Here is a 16,028-nt window from a genome sequence, read left to right on the forward strand (position 1 = left end):
GCTCGTTGGCGATCAGCGGCCCGGACGGATGGTCACGCCACCGGCCGAGAGCGACACCTCGATGCTGCGTCGGGCACTCGGCGACTGCTCGACCCGGGCATCGAGCGATCCGGCATCCACCTTCTCGGTGATGTCGTACGCGACGTTCGGCACGGTGAGGTCGACCGACCCGGCGCTGACGCCGACGGTCGTGCGCGTCGGGGCGGTTCCGGTCAACTCGACGTTGAGATCTCCGGCCGCGACGCTCAGCGATGCGTCGTCGACGTCGGCGAGCACGATGTCAGCACGGCCCGCGCTCATGTCGACCGCCAGCGCGGTGGCCGAACCCTCGACGTCGAGCGCCCCCGCGCTCACGTCGATGTCGAGAGCACCGAAGTCCCCGACGACGTCGAGGCTTCCGGCGTCGAGTGTCAGGTCGGCGTCGATCGCATCGGATCGGAGGGTCTCGGGCAGGGTCAGCACGGCGACCTCACCCTCACCGTCCCAGTCACCGAACCACCAGTCCCAGCGATTATCGGGACTTCGCACGACCAGTTCGTCGCCGTCGCGCTCGATGGTCCAGTCCGGGCCACGGCGGTTCGAGATCGCGAGCTCCGCCTGATCGACGTCACCGAACTCCACACGCATGCTGCTGGCATCGGCGTCGACGGTGAGGGAGTCGATCCCGTCGACGTCGATGCCCTGCACGGTGTCTCCGCCCGCGTTGCTCGCGACGCCGATGCTGCTCGTCGCCGCGATCGCCGCCGTTCCCGCCGTACCGACGAGAGCGATTCCGCCGACCACCGCGGTGACGATCGCGATCGCGGTGACCCCGCCCGACCGGGCACCGTTACCGGTCGGCCCGCTCGGGGCAGGAGGGGCAGTCGTGGGCGGAACGGATGCCGTCGGCTGGGGCGGCACGGATGCCGGCGGGGGAGTGAGCGGCGTGTGTCCGCCCTGGTGGTCGTTCTGGTCGGTGCTCATCGCGCCGCTCCGTTCTGCGTGGTCGGCGGGATGGGACCGCCGGTGTTCTCGATGTGGGCGAGGGCGGCGAGCACACGGCGGTTTCCCGACTCGTCCTGCTCGAACCCGAGTTTCTGGAAGATGGAGGTGATGTGCTTCTCGACGCTCGCCTCCGAGACGAAGAGGAGCCCGGCGATCGCCTGGTTCGACTTGCCCTCCGCGATCAGCGCCAGCACGGTGCGTTCGCGCTCGGTGAGCCGCAGCATCCGATCGTCGCGATTGCGGCGCGTGAGCAGCTGCGCCACGACCTCCGGGTCGAGCACGGTCGCACCCTCGGCGATCCGCTGCACCGACTGCAGGAACTCCGCGACGTCGGCGACCCGGTCCTTGAGCAGGTAGCCCAGCGGTCCGCCCTGCGCGGCGATCAGATCGGAGGCGTAACGCTCCTCGACGTACTGCGAGAGCACGAGGAGAGCGAGCGACGGATGCGTCGACCGCAGGCCCAGCGCCGCACGGATGCCCTCGTCGGTGAACGTCGGCGGCAGCCGCACATCGAGGATGCAGAGTTCCGGATCCGTCGTGGCGACCGCCTCGGTGAGCCCCGAGGTGTCGGGGAGCGCCGCGACCACCTCGTGGCCGGCGTCTTCGAGCAGTCGCACGAGACCTTCGCGCAGCAGGACCGAGTCCTCGCAGATCAGGATGCGCATGGCACGTTCACCTCCAGGCTGGTGGGACCGCCCTGCGGGCTCTCGAGGCGGAAGGTCCCTCCCGCAGCGAGCACGCGGTTCGCGATTCCGTCGAGGCCACCGCCGGGCTGCACCTGCGCGCCGCCCATGCCGTTGTCCTCGACGCGGGCCCAGAGGGTGTTGCCCTCGCGGATCCGCACCGTGACGCGGGCTTCACTCGCCCGCGAGTGCTTCGCGGCATTGGTGAGCGACTCGGCGATCGAGAAGTACACGGCCGCCTCGGCCTCACGACTGCAGCGCCCATCCATGCGCACATCGAGTGCCACGGGAATGTGCGAGCGGCCGGCGAGCGCCGACAGCGCCGCGTCGAGTCCCCGGTCGTCGAGCACCGAGGCGTGGATGCCGCGGGCGAGCTGGCGGAGTTCGGTGATGGCGGCCTTCGTGGAGGTGTGCGCCTCGGCGATCAGTTCTTTCGCCGCATCGGGATCGGTCTCGATCTTCTGCTGGGCGAGGCCGAGCGTCATGCCGACCGAGACGAGTCGGGGTTGAACGCCGTCGTGCAGGTCGCGTTCGATGCGGGTGCGTTCGACGTCGGCGGCGCGCACGGCGCCTTCGCGCTGCGCAGTAGTCGTGCGCACCTGCTCGGTGAGCTCGGCCTCACGGCTGCGCACCACGATCGCGAGCGACAGCGTGCGGTGGAGGAGGGCGAGGCCGATCATGCCGGCGACCGAGGCCGCGATCCCGAGGATCCCGACGAGCGGGGCCCAGGAGACGAGCAGTGCGCCACCGCCGAACGGACCGACCACCGCTTCCGCGGAGGTGAGGGGAGCGAACGAGGTCACGACCGACCACGCGAACGCGGCGGCGAGACGCAGCACGATGAACCCGAGGATCACCGCGATGGCGAAGTTCGCCAGCGCCCGCCACATGCGTCCGTCGATCGTCTGGCGGCCGAGAGCACGGAGCCACCCGCCGAAGCCGGGCCGTTCCCGCGGACGCAGACGGAGGGGCGAGATCGGCACCCGGTAGAGAGCACCGACACGGGCGACCTCGAACCAACCGACGCCGAAGAGCGCGTAGACCAGGCCGACGAGGAAGACGAGGCCGATCCCGAACGCGAAGAGCAGGCCGAGGCCGGTTCCGAGGAGGCCGATGAGGGTCGCGTTGATGATGCCGCCGATGACGCCCACTCCCGCGAGATGCAGGATGGTGAGCGGGATCCTCAGCGGCGGCTTCACGGCCGTCGCCTGCGGCGGGGTCGCAGTCTGTGTCGTCATGATTCCAAGGTACGGGCGCGCAGATCGCGCCGACACCGAGGAACCCGGACACCTGGGTTCGGGTTTTCCCTACCCCGGGAACGACGAAGGGCGGATGCCGCAGCATCCGCCCTTCGTGAAGATCAGTCAGTTCGACATGAAGCCGACGAGCAGGCCGCCGGTGACCTTCACCGCGAGGTTGTAGATACCCGCGATCACGGCGCCGAGCACCGTGAAGACGATGAGGTTGAGGATCGCGACGACGGCCGCGAAGGCCATGACCTGCGGAAGACCCACGACCTCGGTGAGGATGAACGCGTTGTCGGTGAGGCTCGCGATGAAGTCCTCGGCGGTGGCCATGACATTCGTCGCCTGCAGCACGAGATAGACCAAGAAGAACGACACCATCGTGACGACCGCGAGGGCCACCGCTCCCAGGAAAGAGAGCTTCACGGCCGACCAGAAGTCGACATAGACCAGGCGCAGGCGAACCTGCTTGCCACCGGTCTTACGGGTGGATTTCTTCGCGAGCTTGTCGGCTACCGTGCTCATGCGTCCGTGCTCTCCTCGGGGGTCTCTGTCGTCTCGGTGACGTCTGCTGCGGCATCCGCCTCATCCGTTTCGTCTTCGTCGGAGAGGCCACGTTCGCCGTTACGGGCGATCGCGAGGATCCGGTCGGCTTCCGTCGTCCGGGCGAACACCACTCCCATGGTGTCTCGGCCCTTGGCGGGCACCTCGGCCACGGCAGAGCGTACCACCTTGCCGCTGGACAGAACCACAAGGACCTCGTCGTCTGCGGAGACGATCAGACCGCCCGCGAGAGTGCCCCGATCGTCGTGCAGTTTGGCGACCTTGATGCCGAATCCACCACGTCCCTGGACGCGGTATTCCTCGACGGCGGTGCGCTTGGCGTACCCGCCGTCGGTGACCACGAAGACGAACTTGCCGGGGGCGGCGAGGGATGCCGAGAGCAGGCTGTCGCCCTCGCGGAACTTCATGCCCTTCACGCCGGCGGTCGCGCGACCCATCGGACGCAGCGCCTCGTCGCTCGCCTGGAAGCGCACCGACATGCCCTTGCGGCTGATGAGGAGGATGTCGTCCTCGGCATCGGAGAGCAGGGCACCGACCAGCGCGTCGTCGTCGTTCAGACGGATGGCGATGACGCCGCCCTGACGGTTGGTGTCATATGCCTCGAGGCGGGTCTTCTTGACGAGGCCGTTGTGCGTGGCGAGAACCAGGTACTCGGCGACCGCGTAGTCGCGGATGTCGAGGATCTGGGCGATGCTCTCGTCGGGCTGCATCGCCAGCAGGTTCGCGACGTGCGTGCCCTTCGCGTCGCGCCCGGCCTCCGGCACCTCGTAGGTCTTGGCGCGGTAGACGCGACCCTTGTCGGTGAAGAACAGCAGCCAGTGGTGCGTCGTCGTGACGAAGAAGTGCTCGACGATGTCATCCGCTCGCAGCTGGGCGCCCTTGATTCCCTTGCCGCCGCGGTGCTGGGAGCGGTAGTTGTCGCTGCGCGTGCGCTTGATGTAGCCGTCGCGCGTGACGGTGACGACCATCTCCTCCTCGGCGATGAGGTCTTCCATCGAGACGTCGCCGTCGTAGCCGTGCAGGATGTGCGTGCGGCGCTCGTCACCGAACTTGTCGACGATGCCGGTGAGCTCTTCGCGGATGATCGTGCGCTGGCGGCCCTCGTCCGCGAGGATCGCCTTGTAGTCCGTGATGAGCGCTTCGAGTTCGTTCGCCTGATCGATGATCTTCTGACGCTCGAGCGCGGCGAGGCGGCGGAGCTGCATCTGCAGGATCGCCTCGGCCTGGATCTCGTCGATGTCGAGGAGCTTCTGGAGTCCCTCGTTCGCCTCCTGCGTCGTCTGCGACCGACGGATGAGCGCGATGACCTCGTCGAGGGCGTCGAGTGCCTTGAGGTATCCGCGCAGGATGTGCATCCGCTTCTCGGCCTCGTTGAGGCGGAACTGCGTGCGGCGCACGATCACTTCGATCTGGTGCGCGATCCAGTGGCTGATGAACCCGTCGATCGCTAGCGTGCGGGGCACGCCGTCGACGATCGCGAGCATGTTCGCGCCGAAGTTCTCCTGCAGCTGCGTGTGCTTGTACAGGTTGTTGAGCACGACCTTGGCGACGGCATCGCGCTTGAGCACGACGACCAGTCGCTGACCCGTACGGTCGGAGGACTCGTCACGGATGTCGGCGATGCCCGTGATCTTGCCGTCGCGGGCGAGGTCGCCGATCTTGACCGCGACGTTGTCGGGGTTCACCTGGTACGGCAGCTCGGTGATGACCAGGCAGGTGCGGCCCTGGATCTCCTCGACGTTGACGACGGCGCGCATCGTGATCGATCCGCGGCCGGTGCGGTACGCCTCGTGGATGCCCTTGGTGCCGAGGATCTGCGCGCCGGTCGGGAAGTCCGGGCCGGGAACGCGCTGGATCAGGCCGTCGAGCAGCTCTTCGCGGGTGATGCCGGGGTTGTCGAGTGCCCAGAGTGCGGCCTCCGACACCTCGCGCAGGTTGTGCGGCGGGATGTTGGTCGCCATACCGACCGCGATACCGACGGAGCCGTTGACGAGCAGGTTCGGGAACCGGGCCGGGAGGACCGTCGGCTCCTGGGTCTGACCGTCGTAGTTGTCGGTGAAGTCGACCGTGTCTTCCTCGATGTCGCGCACCATCTCGAGGGCGAGCGGGGCCATCTTGGTCTCGGTGTATCGCGGGGCGGCGGCGCCCATGTTGCCGGGCGATCCGAAGTTGCCCTGGCCGAGAGCCAGCGGATACCGCAGCGACCACGGCTGCACGAGACGGACGAGGGCGTCGTAGATCGCCGAGTCGCCGTGCGGGTGGTACTGACCCATGACCTCGCCGACCACACGGGCGCACTTCGAGAACGACTTGTCGGGGCGGAACCCACCGTCGTACATGCCGTAGATCACGCGGCGGTGCACGGGCTTGAGTCCGTCGCGCACATCCGGCAGGGCGCGGCCGACGATCACGGCCATCGCGTAGTCGAGGTAGCTGCGCTGCATCTCCGACTGCAGGTCGACCTGGTCGATCCGGCCGTGGTCGTGCTCGGGGACGGGGCGTTCTTCGTCAGTCATGTGGTTTTCGATTCCGGTCGTTCAGTCTTGTCGAAGCATCCGGGACCCTTCGACAAGCTCAGGGACCCAGGGTGGCGCTAGATGTCGAGGAAGCGGACGTCCTTGGCGTTGCGCTGGATGAAGGTACGGCGCGACTCGACGTCCTCGCCCATCAGCACGCTGAAGATCTCGTCGGCGGCCGCGGCATCCTCGATCGTCACCTGACGGAGGGTGCGGGTGGAGTGATCCATCGTGGTCTCCCACAGCTCCTTGGCGTTCATCTCGCCGAGACCCTTGTAGCGCTGGATGCCCGCATCCTTCGGGATGCGCTTGCCGTTGTCGAGGCCGTACTTGAGCAGCGCGTCGCGCTCCTCGTCGCTGAACACGTACTCGTGCGGCGAGTTCGACCACTTCAGGCGGTACAGCGGCGGCATTGCCAGGTAGACGAAGCCCGCCTCGATGAGGCCGCGCATGTAGCGGAACAGCAACGTCAGCAGCAGCGTCGTGATGTGCTGGCCGTCGACGTCGGCATCCGCCATCAGGACGATCTTGTGATAGCGGGCCTTCTCGATGTCGAAATCCTCGCCGATGCCCGTGCCGAAGGCCTGGATCATCGCCTGGACCTCTTTGTTGCCCAGGGCCTTGTCGAGGCGCGCGCGCTCGACGTTGAGGATCTTGCCGCGCAGCGCCAGGATCGCCTGCGTGTGCGGGTCGCGACCCTGCACCGCGGAACCGCCTGCCGAGTCGCCCTCGACGAGGAAGATCTCGCTGATCGACGGGTCCTTGCTCGTGCAGTCCTTGAGCTTGTCGGGCATCGCGGCCGACTCGAAGACGCTCTTGCGACGTGCGGTCTCGCGCGCCTTGCGCGCGGCCATACGGGCGGTCGCTGCATCGATCGCCTTGCGGATGACGTTCTTCGCCTGGCTCGGGTTGCGGTCGAACCAGTCGCCGAGCTGATCGCCGACGACCTTCTGCACGAACGCCTTCGCCTCGGTGTTGCCGAGCTTCGTCTTGGTCTGACCCTCGAACTGCGGCTCGCCGAGCTTGATCGAGATGACCGCGGTGAGACCCTCGCGCACGTCGTCGCCCGAGAGGTTGTCGTCCTTCTCCTTGAGGAGGTTGTTCGCGCGCGCGTACTTGTTGACCAGGGTCGTCAGTGCGGCACGGAAGCCCTCTTCGTGCGTTCCGCCCTCGTGCGTGTTGATGGTGTTCGCGTAGGTGAAGACGTTCTCGGTGTACGAGGTGGTCCACTGCATCGCGACCTCGAGAGAGATCTTGCGCTGGGTGTCTTCCGACTCGAACGCGATGATCTCGTCGGTGACGACCTCGGCGTGACGCACCTTGTTGAGGTACTCGACGTAATCGACGAGTCCGCGCTCGTAGAAGAAGACGTCGCCGGGCTGCTTCTCGATCGTCTGCCCGTTCTCCTCGATCTCGTAGGTCGAGGACGGACGCTCGTCGCTCAGCTCGATGCGGAGGCCCTTGTTGAGGAACGCCATCTGCTGGAAGCGCGTGCGCAGGGTGTCGTAGTCGTACTCGGTCGTCTCGGTGAAGATCGAGCCGTCGGCCCAGAAGGTGATCGCGGTTCCGGTCTCGTCGGTCGCCTCGCCCTTCTCGAGCTGCTGCTGCGGGGCGCCGCCGTCGGCGAAACTGTGCCGCCAGACGAAGCCCTTCTGCTTGACCTCGACCTCGAAGCGCGTCGACAGCGCGTTCACGACCGAGGAGCCGACGCCGTGCAGACCGCCCGAGACGGCGTAGGCGCCACCGCCGAACTTGCCACCCGCATGCAGGATCGTGAGCACGACCTCGACGGTCGACTTGGTCGGGTCGGAGGAGTGCGGATCGACGGGGATGCCGCGGCCGTTGTCGACCACGCGCACGCCGCCGTCGGCGAGGAGGGTCACGAGGATCGTGTCGGCGTAGCCGGCCAGCGCCTCGTCGACCGAGTTGTCGACGATCTCGTAGACCAGGTGGTGCAGACCGCGCGGACCGGTGGATCCGATGTACATACCGGGGCGCTTGCGCACGGCCTCGAGGCCCTCGAGGATCTGGATCGAGTCGGCGCCGTACTCGGGGAGTTCGCTCGCGGGTGCGTTCGATGTTCCTCCGGTCGTACCCGTCGAAGGGTCGGGGGTTCCCCCGGTGGTCGATTCGGACTCGTCGGCGGGGGATTCAGGCGTCATCAGAAGACATTCTCCACATCGATATTGCGAACTCCCAGTCTAGCCGGGTTTTCTCTCGAAATATCGCTCAACGGCCGCGTGTGGCCCTCTGAGAGGTTCTACCCCCTTGCATGGTGCCCTACCCGTAGGTATCGCGCGGGCCCCGCCCTGGAACGACTCTGGGACCCCATTTCCAGGAGGGGACGTCCGGTCCGATGAAGCGGAGGTTCTCGACACCGGCATCCGGATAGCGTCGTCCGATCTCGGTGAGGATGGTCGCCCGCATGTACTGCAGGTTCTTGGCCCACGCGGTGGAGTCGCACTTCACCGTCAGCAGCCCGCGCTCCAGCGAGACCGGTTCCGAGTGCTTCGCTGTGTCGGAACCGGCGAGGTCCGCCCACTGCCGCACCAGGTCTTCACGAGCGAGGGTGATCTGCCACCCGGAGTCGCGGCTGAGCTTGTCGAGCACGGCGCCGAGGGCACCGGGGTCGCGACCGGGAGCGAACGGGGCGTTCTCGTCGTCGATCGAGACGCGCTTCTTCTTGCGCCAGTTCTTGGCACTGGGCTTGAGTCCCCGCAGGCGCAGGTAGGTCGCCACCGTCTCGGGCGCTTCGGGAGCGGGGGCCTCGGATGCCGGAGGGGATGCCGGGTTCACGATGTCGTTCATTCGTCGCCCCCCGACCGCTCGTCGCTGATGGTTCCCGCGGTGATCCGCACGACGTGCGCATGGAGAACCTCAGGGATATCCTCCTCCACGGCCGCGGTCACCACCACCTGCTCGTAGCCCGCGGTGAGTGCGGCGAGCCGCTGACGACGGTCGGAATCGAGCTCGGCGAAGACGTCGTCGAGGATCAGCACCGGGTCGCCGGCGGGGGACTCGCTGCGCAGCAGCTCGGCCGACGCCAGCCGGAGTGCGAGTGCGACGGACCAGGATTCGCCGTGCGAGGCGTAGCCCTTCACCGGGAGGGAGCGCACACGCAGCACCAGATCGTCTCGATGCGGACCCGTCAACGTCAGACCCCGGTCGAGCTCGTTCGAGCGCTTCGACGCGAGTGACGCACGGAACTGCTCGGCGACGGCCGCAGGCGTCACCGCATCCTCGGACGCCGTGTCGGCATCGTCTTCGTCTTCTTCGGGATCTCCACCGCGGATCGACAGCGCCCACTCGAGCTGCGGTCGATGGTCGGCACCCGCGATGGCGGCGTACGCATCGGCGACCGGCTGCTGCAGATCGTTCGCCAGGCGCTGACGCGCGACGATGATCTCGGAGCCGAGCGCGACCAGCTTGTCGTCCCACACATCGAGAGTGCTCAGGCCCTCACCCCGGATGCCGCGCGCCCTGGCCGACTTCAGCAGCGCGTTGCGCTGCTTGAGCACACGGTCGTAGTCCGCGAGCACGGCGGCGAGACGTGGCGTGCGCTGGATGAGCAACTGGTCGACGAAACGTCGTCGCGACGACGGGTCGCCCCGCACGATCTGAAGGTCTTCCGGGGCGAACAGCACGACGTGCGCGTAGCGCGGCAGCTCGTTCGTCTTCGACGGGGACCCGTTGATGCGCGCCTTGTTCGAGCCCTGCCGATTCACCTGGACCTCGGCGAGCACCTTGCGCTCTCCGTGCGAAAGCCGCGCGCGGATGATCGCGAACTCCTGTCCGTCGCGCACCATGGGGGCGTCGGACGAGACCCGGTGCGATCCCAGGGTGGCGAGGAAGACCACGGCCTCGGCGAGATTCGTCTTCCCCTGCCCGTTGCGGCCGACCAGGACGTTCGGTCCGCGATGCAGAGCGAGTTCGGCGGTCGCGTAATTGCGGAAATCCACCAGACTCAGATGCTCCACGATCACGGATTCAGCCTACCTTCGGGGTCCGACATCTTCCCCGGCGGAGCCGGACCGGCGACTGCCCGATCTGATCGAGCAGTCGCCGGTCGTGGATCACGGCAGCGGGCCGTAGAGCGACGGCGCCGTCCGGGCATCCGTCGCCTGTTCGAACGCGTAGGCCAGACCGAGGAGGGTTCCCTCGTCGAAATCGCGTCCGAGGAACTCGAGGTTCACGCCGCTGCCTGGCAGCGTCTCACCCGCGATCGTCTGCCCCATCGGCACGGTGACCGACGGCATCCCGGTGTTCGGGCTCAATCGCATGTTGGTCCCCTGGGTTCCGTACGCGTTCGTGCTCGGATAGATGATCGCGTCGAGATCGAGATCCTCCATCAGCTGCGTCACGAGTGTCTTGCCGGCCGCGAGCTGCACCGTGTGCGTTCCGGTCTCGCCGGCCCAGCCCTGGTAGGTCGCGTCCGTGACCGCGTTGCGCGCCACGTAGATCGACCGGCGCGACGTGACGAAACTGTTCGTCGCGAGGATGTCGGTCAGGGTGCGCGCCTCGACATCGGGGCCGAGATGCGTGGCGATGTACTCATCGAGATCGTGGAGGAACTCGTTCGTCGATCCGGAGCCCTCGTTCAGCACGGCGGAGAAACCGGACGGAGGAGTGACCGGCACCACGGTCGCGCCCTGCGCGGTCAGCGCCGCGGTCGCCTCGGAGAAGAGCCGCACGGTACCGGGGTTGGTCCCGACCATCGACGAGATGTAACCGATCCGCGCACCCTGGAGAGCATCCGCGTCGAGGAACGAGGTGTACGACTCGGGCACGAGGCCCTCCTGTCGCGCGGTGACGGGATCGGCGTCATCGACTCCCACCACCGCATCGAGAGCGACTGCGGCATCGATGACCGACCGGGCCATCGGCCCACCGGTGTCCTGCGAGAGAGCCAGCGGAATGATGCCGTCGCGGCTGGCCAGTCCCACCGTGGGGCGGACGCCCACGAGCTGGTTGTACGACGACGGCACACGGATCGAACCCCCGGTGTCTGTGCCGAAGCCGATGCCGGCGAGATTCGCGGAGATCGCCGCTCCCGTTCCACCGCTGGATCCGCCGGCGGTCCGCGTCGTGTCGTAGGGGCTCGCCACGAGTGACGTCGCTCCCGGCTCCTGGAACGACGAGAATTCGGAGACGAATCCGTAGGCGAACTCGTCGAGGCTGGCCTTCGCCAGGATCACGGCGCCGTCGCTGCGGAGGCCGCTGACCATCGATGCGTCGGTCGCGGTCTGGTTCTCGTTCCAGCAGGCGCATCCACCGGTGGTGACCATATCGACCGTGTCGTAGTTGTCCTTCAGCGCGATGGGCACGCCCAGCAGCATGCTCGTCATGCCATCGGATGCACGGAGCGCGTCGGCCGCAGCCGCGTCGGCGAGCGCCTTCTAGTTCACCGTGATGATCGAGTTGAGCGGACGGCTTCCGCCAGGCACGACCGTGCGGTCGTACGCGGCGATCCGGTCGAGATACTCCTGGGTGATGCTCTGCGAGGTCGCGACTCCCGCATTCATCGCCGCCTGCATGTCGATCACCGACGCTTCGACGAGCTCGAACGGGCCGTCGTCGTAGATGATCCGCTGCGAGAGATCGGCGAGGTCGAGGATCGTGAGTTCGCCGTCGGCGTCGGTGTCGAGCAGGGCCACCCGTGACCAGTCCGGCGATGCGTCCGTGAGACCGAGGGATTCCGCGGCGACCGACAGATCCGCTGCCGTCACCATCTCATCACCGGTCACGTCGAGCTCGCTGTAGTACGGCGGCAGGCTCACGGTGGCCGGTGCCGCTGCCGTCGCTGCTCCGCTCGTCATCCCTGCCGCGACGATCGTGGAACCCACGACCGAGACGGCGGCGACGATGCGCAGGGTGGTCTTCTTCACAGTGGTGTCTCTCCTGGTTCTCGGCTTCTCTGCTCGGGTGTCGTGCGCGGTCATCGGGTCCTCCGTCGAACGGCGATGACGGTGCCCGCCGCGATGGCGGCGATGGCTCCCGCACCGAGGATCAGCCACGGTGCGGCATCCGAGCCCGTGACGGCGAGCGAGCCGTCCGTCGTCGTGCCCGATCCGGAACCGGAGCCCGCACCCGAGCCCGAGTCGGGATCCCCACCGTCGGAGCCGCCGTCTGAGCCACCATCACCGGGCCCCGGCTCGGTGTCCTCGCCCGCGGTGATCTCCACCGTCGTCGACGTGCCCGGCGCCTCGGCATCGACCGTCGACGACGCGGCGTTCGAGTCGACGATGCGTCCGTTCACGATGTCGAGCGCGGCGTCGCCCGCCTCGAGTGCGGTGAAGGTGAGCGTGACCAGGGTCTGCGTGCCGGTCAGACCGGGGGAGGTGCCGAGCCGGGTCGCGGCGACCGCGATCTCGCTGCCCGAGTCGGTCGCCGATCCGAATCCGCCGGCGGGGAGGACTTCGCTGCCGGCCACGAACGCGAGCAGTTCGGGGTCGTAGGCGATGTCGAGCTCGTACGCGTAGGCGTCGACCAGGCCGGTGAACACCGCGCTGACGGTAATCCTGTCTCCGACGGACACCGATGTCGGAGTGGCGGTCAGTGTCGCGGTGTCATACGGGTCGGGCACCACCACGGCCGAGGCGGGTGATGCCGTGCCGAGGATGAGCAATGTCGCGGCGGTGAATGCGACGCCGGATGCGAACGCTCGCAACCGGCGGAATCGGGCAGGGGGGATTTCGGGCATGCGGAGCGTCTTTCGTCTGGAGAGACGAGCTCGGCTGCACGGCTACGCGGAGCAGCCGTGCTCTGGGGGTACGGCTGACTCTCGCAGTCGGGTGTTTCGCATTCTGAGCGCTCCCGTTTCCGGCGCGTAACGGCGGGAAACCAGGCTCAGCGGAGGAGGCTCAGCGCAGCAGGAGGTTCGGCTGCAGCAGGTACTTGAACGAGTCGAGACCCGCCTGGTCGACCGAGGTCTGGCTCGTGATCAGTACCGGGCTGAGCTTGTTGGCGTTGTCGCTCGAGGTGAACGTGACGCGCACGAACTCGCTCTTCACGGCACCGAGCGCCTCGATCAGGTACTGGGGGTTGAGACCGAGCACGACCTCTTCGCCGCCGGACAGGATCGCGTCGACCGACTCGGAAGCGCGGGCGTGCTCGCTGCCCGAGGCATCCATCGTCACACTGTCGCTCGAGAAGGTGAACCGCAGCGGGGCGGCGCGGTCGAGTACGAGGGCGACACGACGCACGGCCTCGATGAGGTCGGCGGTGTTGACGACCGCGTAGTGGTCGGTCTGCTCGGGGAACAGACGGCGCACGGGCGGGAAGTTGCCCTTGATCAGCAGCGAGGTCACGGTCTTGTTGCCCGCGGTGAACGCGATGATCTCGCGATCGCCCGCACCCGAGAACGCGATCTGGATGGTTCCGGCGTGGCCGAAGGTCTTCCCGACCTCGACCAGCGTGCGAGCGGGAACGAGCGCGGTCTGATCCGCGGCGGCTTCGCCGTCCCACGGCACGTCGCGGAGCGAGACGCGGTAACGGTCGGTCGCGACGAGACTGAGGTTCTGACCCGAGACCTCCAGCTGCACACCCGTGAGCACCGGAGTGACGTCGTCGCGTGACGCGGCGAAGCCGACCTGCGCGATCGCGGTGCCGAAGTCGTCGGCCGGGACAACACCGGAGGAGCCGGCGACCTCGGGGATCGACGGATACTCCTCGACGGGCATCGCCGCGAGGGTGAAGCGGGCGGATCCGCAGGTGACGGTGATCCCGCCGTCTTCTTCGACCGCGATCTCGATGGGAGCGTTCGGAAGACGGCTAGCGATGTCGGACAGGAGACGACCGTGAACGAGGATCGTGCCCGGAGTGTCGACCGTCGCCTCGATCGTCGTGCGTGCGGATGCCTCGTAGTCGAAGGCCGAGAGGGTGAGGCCCGAACCGTCCGCCTCGATCAGCACTCCGGCGAGGATCGGCTGCGGGTTGCGCTGGGGCAGCAGCTTGACGACGAACGACACTGCCTCGCTGAAGACATCGCGGTTGACCTGAAACCTCACGGGTGCTCCCTTGTCGTCGATCTAGGACGGTGTCGTCGGTACTGCTGCGAGGTGGGCCCACCGCAGGGCTTCCCATGCTAGCCCCACAGTCCTTCGGATCCCTACGCCGACGGGAATCTGTCGTTCGGGGCGGTTCTCCCCACCGTCTGGTGATCGGATCGCGCCTTAACCGGGTTAACTCCTTAACGGTGTTAACAGCTGTGGATTCTGTGGATAACTCGGTGGATAGTAGTCGCGAGTAGGGAACTACACGCTTGTCAGTTGTGGAATCCCTGAGGAAACCGCGGGTTCGAGGCATCCGACCGTCCGGTCCGCCCCCCGGAGTTATCCACAGGTTCGGTCCGTCGACCCACATTCATCCCAATTCGATTCACATCCATCCACAAGTTATCCACATGTGCATAGAGGCATTTATCGGATGCCCCGGATCGTCGTCACGTCCGAAAAAAGGGGACACGACCCGCGAACGGATGCCGTGTCCCCCTGTCGAGGCTCTGACTGCAGCGCGAGGAGTCAGCGTCGACCGAGCTGCGTGGTGATCTCGGTCACCTGGTTGTAGATGGAGCGGCGCTCCTTCATCAGGTCGCTGATCTTCTTGTACGCGTACATCACGGTGGTGTGGTCGCGGTTGCCGAACAGCTGACCGATCTTCGGCAGGGAGAGGCTCGTGCGCTCCCTGCAGAGGTACATGGCGATCTGACGGGCGGTCGCGATCTGCTGCGAGCGGCTGGATCCGTACAGGTCGTCGACGGTGAGCTTGAAGTACTGAGCGGTCGCCGTGATGATGTCGGTCGGCGAGATGATGTTGTCCTCCGCCGTGTCGACGATGTCTCGCAGCACCGTCTGGGCGAGGGAGATGTCGAGCGCCGAGCGGTTGAGGCTCGCGAAGGCCGAGACGCGGATGAGGGCGCCCTCGAGCTCTCGGATGTTCGACGACACCACCGTGGCGATGTACTCGAGCACCTCGTCGGGGATGTGGAGAGCCTCGCTCTGCGCTTTCTTGCGCAGGATCGCGATGCGGGTCTCGAGGTCGGGCGCCTGCACATCGGTGATCAGACCCCACTCGAAGCGGCTGCGCATGCGGTCCTCGAAGCCGGTGAGGTGTTTCGGAGCGACATCGCTCGTGATCACGACCTGCTTGTTGTGGTCGTGGAGGGTGTTGAAGGTGTGGAAGAACGCTTCCTGGGTCTCGGCGCGACCCTGCAGGAACTGGATGTCGTCGATGAGGAGGATGTCGACCTCGCGGTAGCGCGCCTGGAACGCGGCGCCGCGGTTGTTCGCGATCGAGTTGATGAAGTCGTTGGTGAACTCCTCGCTCGAGACGTAGCGAACTTTGACCCCCGCATAGAGGGACTGCGCGTAGTCGCCGATCGCGTGGAGGAGGTGGGTCTTGCCGAGCCCCGAGTCGCCGTAGATGAAGAGGGGGTTGTACGCCTTCGCCGGCGCCTCCGCCACGGCGACGGCCGCCGCGTGTGCGAAACGGTTGGACTGACCGATGACGAAGTTGTCGAACGTGTACTTGGGATTCAGGCGTGACTCGTGGCGCAGCGGTGTCGGCTGCTCCATCGGCGACTCGACGCGCACGCTCTCCTGTCGACCGAAGTCGGCGACGGCGATGGGGGCGGTCGGCTGTTCGGCGAGCTCGGGGTTCACCACGACGCGGAACGAGGTGACCTCTTCGCCGATGTGGGTGAGGGCCTCCATGATCGGCAGCCGCAGACGCTTGTTGATCTGCGCGGCGGTGAGGTCGTTGGGCACCTCGAGGTAGAGGGTGGCCGACATGACCCCTGCGGGCACGGCGAGACTCAGGAAGCCCTGCAGTTGGGGCGTGACACGATCGTCGTCGACCAGCAACTCCTGCACCGTGGTCCAGATCGGGACGTCGGGCTGGGCAGGTGAGGACATGACGCTCCGGGCGGGGATCGGTGAGGGGCTGCGAGACGCGGGTCGCCCCTGTGGATAACTACGGATGCCAACGGTAGTCATCGCAGCCGGGAACGGCAACCTGCCCCGAAAAATCAACGCGCGTGT

General features: G+C 67.0%; 12 protein-coding genes and 1 pseudogene. All 13 read right to left on the minus strand.

The features are described 5' to 3' along the window. Positions 1-12 precede the first annotated feature (12 nt). Positions 13-963, minus strand: a complete 951-nt coding sequence (locus tag ACIPVN_RS10130) for a hypothetical protein (RefSeq protein ID WP_400442570.1) — start codon at positions 961-963, stop codon at positions 13-15. After that, positions 960-1,649 carry a LuxR C-terminal-related transcriptional regulator gene (locus ACIPVN_RS10135; RefSeq protein ID WP_400442572.1) on the minus strand — a complete coding sequence of 230 codons (690 nt, stop codon included), beginning with the start codon at positions 1,647-1,649 and terminating at the stop codon, positions 960-962. The genes ACIPVN_RS10130 and ACIPVN_RS10135 overlap by 4 nt, the downstream gene beginning before the upstream one ends. Beyond that, positions 1,637-2,905 (minus strand): histidine kinase, encoded by a 1,269-nt coding sequence (locus ACIPVN_RS10140; RefSeq protein WP_400442574.1) that lies wholly within the window; start codon positions 2,903-2,905, stop codon positions 1,637-1,639. Before ACIPVN_RS10140 ends, ACIPVN_RS10135 begins: the two co-directional genes overlap by 13 nt. 126 nt (positions 2,906-3,031) lie before the next feature. Then, the gene (locus tag ACIPVN_RS10145; protein ID WP_400442575.1) at positions 3,032-3,436 is read right to left on the minus strand and encodes a DUF3566 domain-containing protein; all 405 of its coding nucleotides are present in this window, start codon (positions 3,434-3,436) and stop codon (positions 3,032-3,034) included. Continuing rightward, positions 3,433-5,991: a DNA gyrase subunit A gene (gyrA, locus tag ACIPVN_RS10150; protein ID WP_400442577.1), complete on the minus strand. Its 2,559-nt coding sequence runs from the start codon at positions 5,989-5,991 to the stop codon at positions 3,433-3,435. The genes ACIPVN_RS10145 and gyrA overlap by 4 nt, the downstream gene beginning before the upstream one ends. 77 nt (positions 5,992-6,068) lie before the next feature. Further along, complete coding sequence (gyrB, locus tag ACIPVN_RS10155) at positions 6,069-8,153, minus strand: DNA topoisomerase (ATP-hydrolyzing) subunit B (protein ID WP_400442579.1); 2,085 nt, start codon at positions 8,151-8,153, stop codon at positions 6,069-6,071. A 118-nt stretch (positions 8,154-8,271) separates the two neighbouring features. Then, positions 8,272-8,799 (minus strand): DUF721 domain-containing protein, encoded by a 528-nt coding sequence (locus ACIPVN_RS10160; protein WP_400442581.1) that lies wholly within the window; start codon positions 8,797-8,799, stop codon positions 8,272-8,274. Continuing rightward, entirely contained in the window at positions 8,796-9,974 is a 1,179-nt protein-coding gene (gene recF, locus ACIPVN_RS10165) for a DNA replication/repair protein RecF (protein ID WP_400442583.1), read from the minus strand. The genes ACIPVN_RS10160 and recF overlap by 4 nt, the downstream gene beginning before the upstream one ends. Before the next feature lie 90 nt (positions 9,975-10,064). Further along, a pseudogene (locus ACIPVN_RS10170) lies at positions 10,065-11,375 on the minus strand (amidase family protein); the annotation flags it as partial. 12 nt (positions 11,376-11,387) lie between these two features. After that, positions 11,388-11,876: a hypothetical protein gene (locus ACIPVN_RS10175; RefSeq protein WP_400442585.1), complete on the minus strand. Its 489-nt coding sequence runs from the start codon at positions 11,874-11,876 to the stop codon at positions 11,388-11,390. A gap of 50 nt (positions 11,877-11,926) precedes the next feature. Further along, positions 11,927-12,691 carry a cohesin domain-containing protein gene (locus tag ACIPVN_RS10180; protein WP_400442587.1) on the minus strand — a complete coding sequence of 255 codons (765 nt, stop codon included), beginning with the start codon at positions 12,689-12,691 and terminating at the stop codon, positions 11,927-11,929. A 160-nt stretch (positions 12,692-12,851) separates the two neighbouring features. Next, positions 12,852-13,997: a DNA polymerase III subunit beta gene (gene dnaN / locus ACIPVN_RS10185; protein ID WP_400442588.1), complete on the minus strand. Its 1,146-nt coding sequence runs from the start codon at positions 13,995-13,997 to the stop codon at positions 12,852-12,854. Positions 13,998-14,510: 513 nt separating this feature from the next. Next, complete coding sequence (dnaA, locus tag ACIPVN_RS10190) at positions 14,511-15,983, minus strand: chromosomal replication initiator protein DnaA (protein WP_400442590.1); 1,473 nt, start codon at positions 15,981-15,983, stop codon at positions 14,511-14,513. Between the last annotated feature and the right edge of the window lie 45 nt (positions 15,984-16,028).

The organism is Microbacterium sp. NPDC090003, from assembly GCF_044748385.1.
Taxonomy (GTDB): domain Bacteria; phylum Actinomycetota; class Actinomycetes; order Actinomycetales; family Microbacteriaceae; genus Microbacterium.

Bases quoted from the DNA above. Each gene is read 5' to 3' on its own strand.
- ACIPVN_RS10130 (WP_400442570.1), bottom strand. From the start codon at position 963: ATGAGCACCGACCAGAACGACCACCAGGGCGGACACACGCCGCTCACT.
- dnaA (WP_400442590.1), bottom strand. From the start codon at position 15,983: ATGACTACCGTTGGCATCCGTAGTTATCCACAGGGGCGACCCGCGTCT.
- ACIPVN_RS10135 (WP_400442572.1), bottom strand. From the start codon at position 1,649: ATGCGCATCCTGATCTGCGAGGACTCGGTCCTGCTGCGCGAAGGTCTC.
- gyrB (WP_400442579.1), bottom strand. From the start codon at position 8,153: ATGACGCCTGAATCCCCCGCCGACGAGTCCGAATCGACCACCGGGGGA.
- ACIPVN_RS10145 (WP_400442575.1), bottom strand. From the start codon at position 3,436: ATGAGCACGGTAGCCGACAAGCTCGCGAAGAAATCCACCCGTAAGACC.
- ACIPVN_RS10180 (WP_400442587.1), bottom strand. From the start codon at position 12,691: ATGCCCGAAATCCCCCCTGCCCGATTCCGCCGGTTGCGAGCGTTCGCA.
- ACIPVN_RS10140 (WP_400442574.1), bottom strand. From the start codon at position 2,905: ATGACGACACAGACTGCGACCCCGCCGCAGGCGACGGCCGTGAAGCCG.
- gyrA (WP_400442577.1), bottom strand. From the start codon at position 5,991: ATGACTGACGAAGAACGCCCCGTCCCCGAGCACGACCACGGCCGGATC.
- ACIPVN_RS10160 (WP_400442581.1), bottom strand. From the start codon at position 8,799: ATGAACGACATCGTGAACCCGGCATCCCCTCCGGCATCCGAGGCCCCC.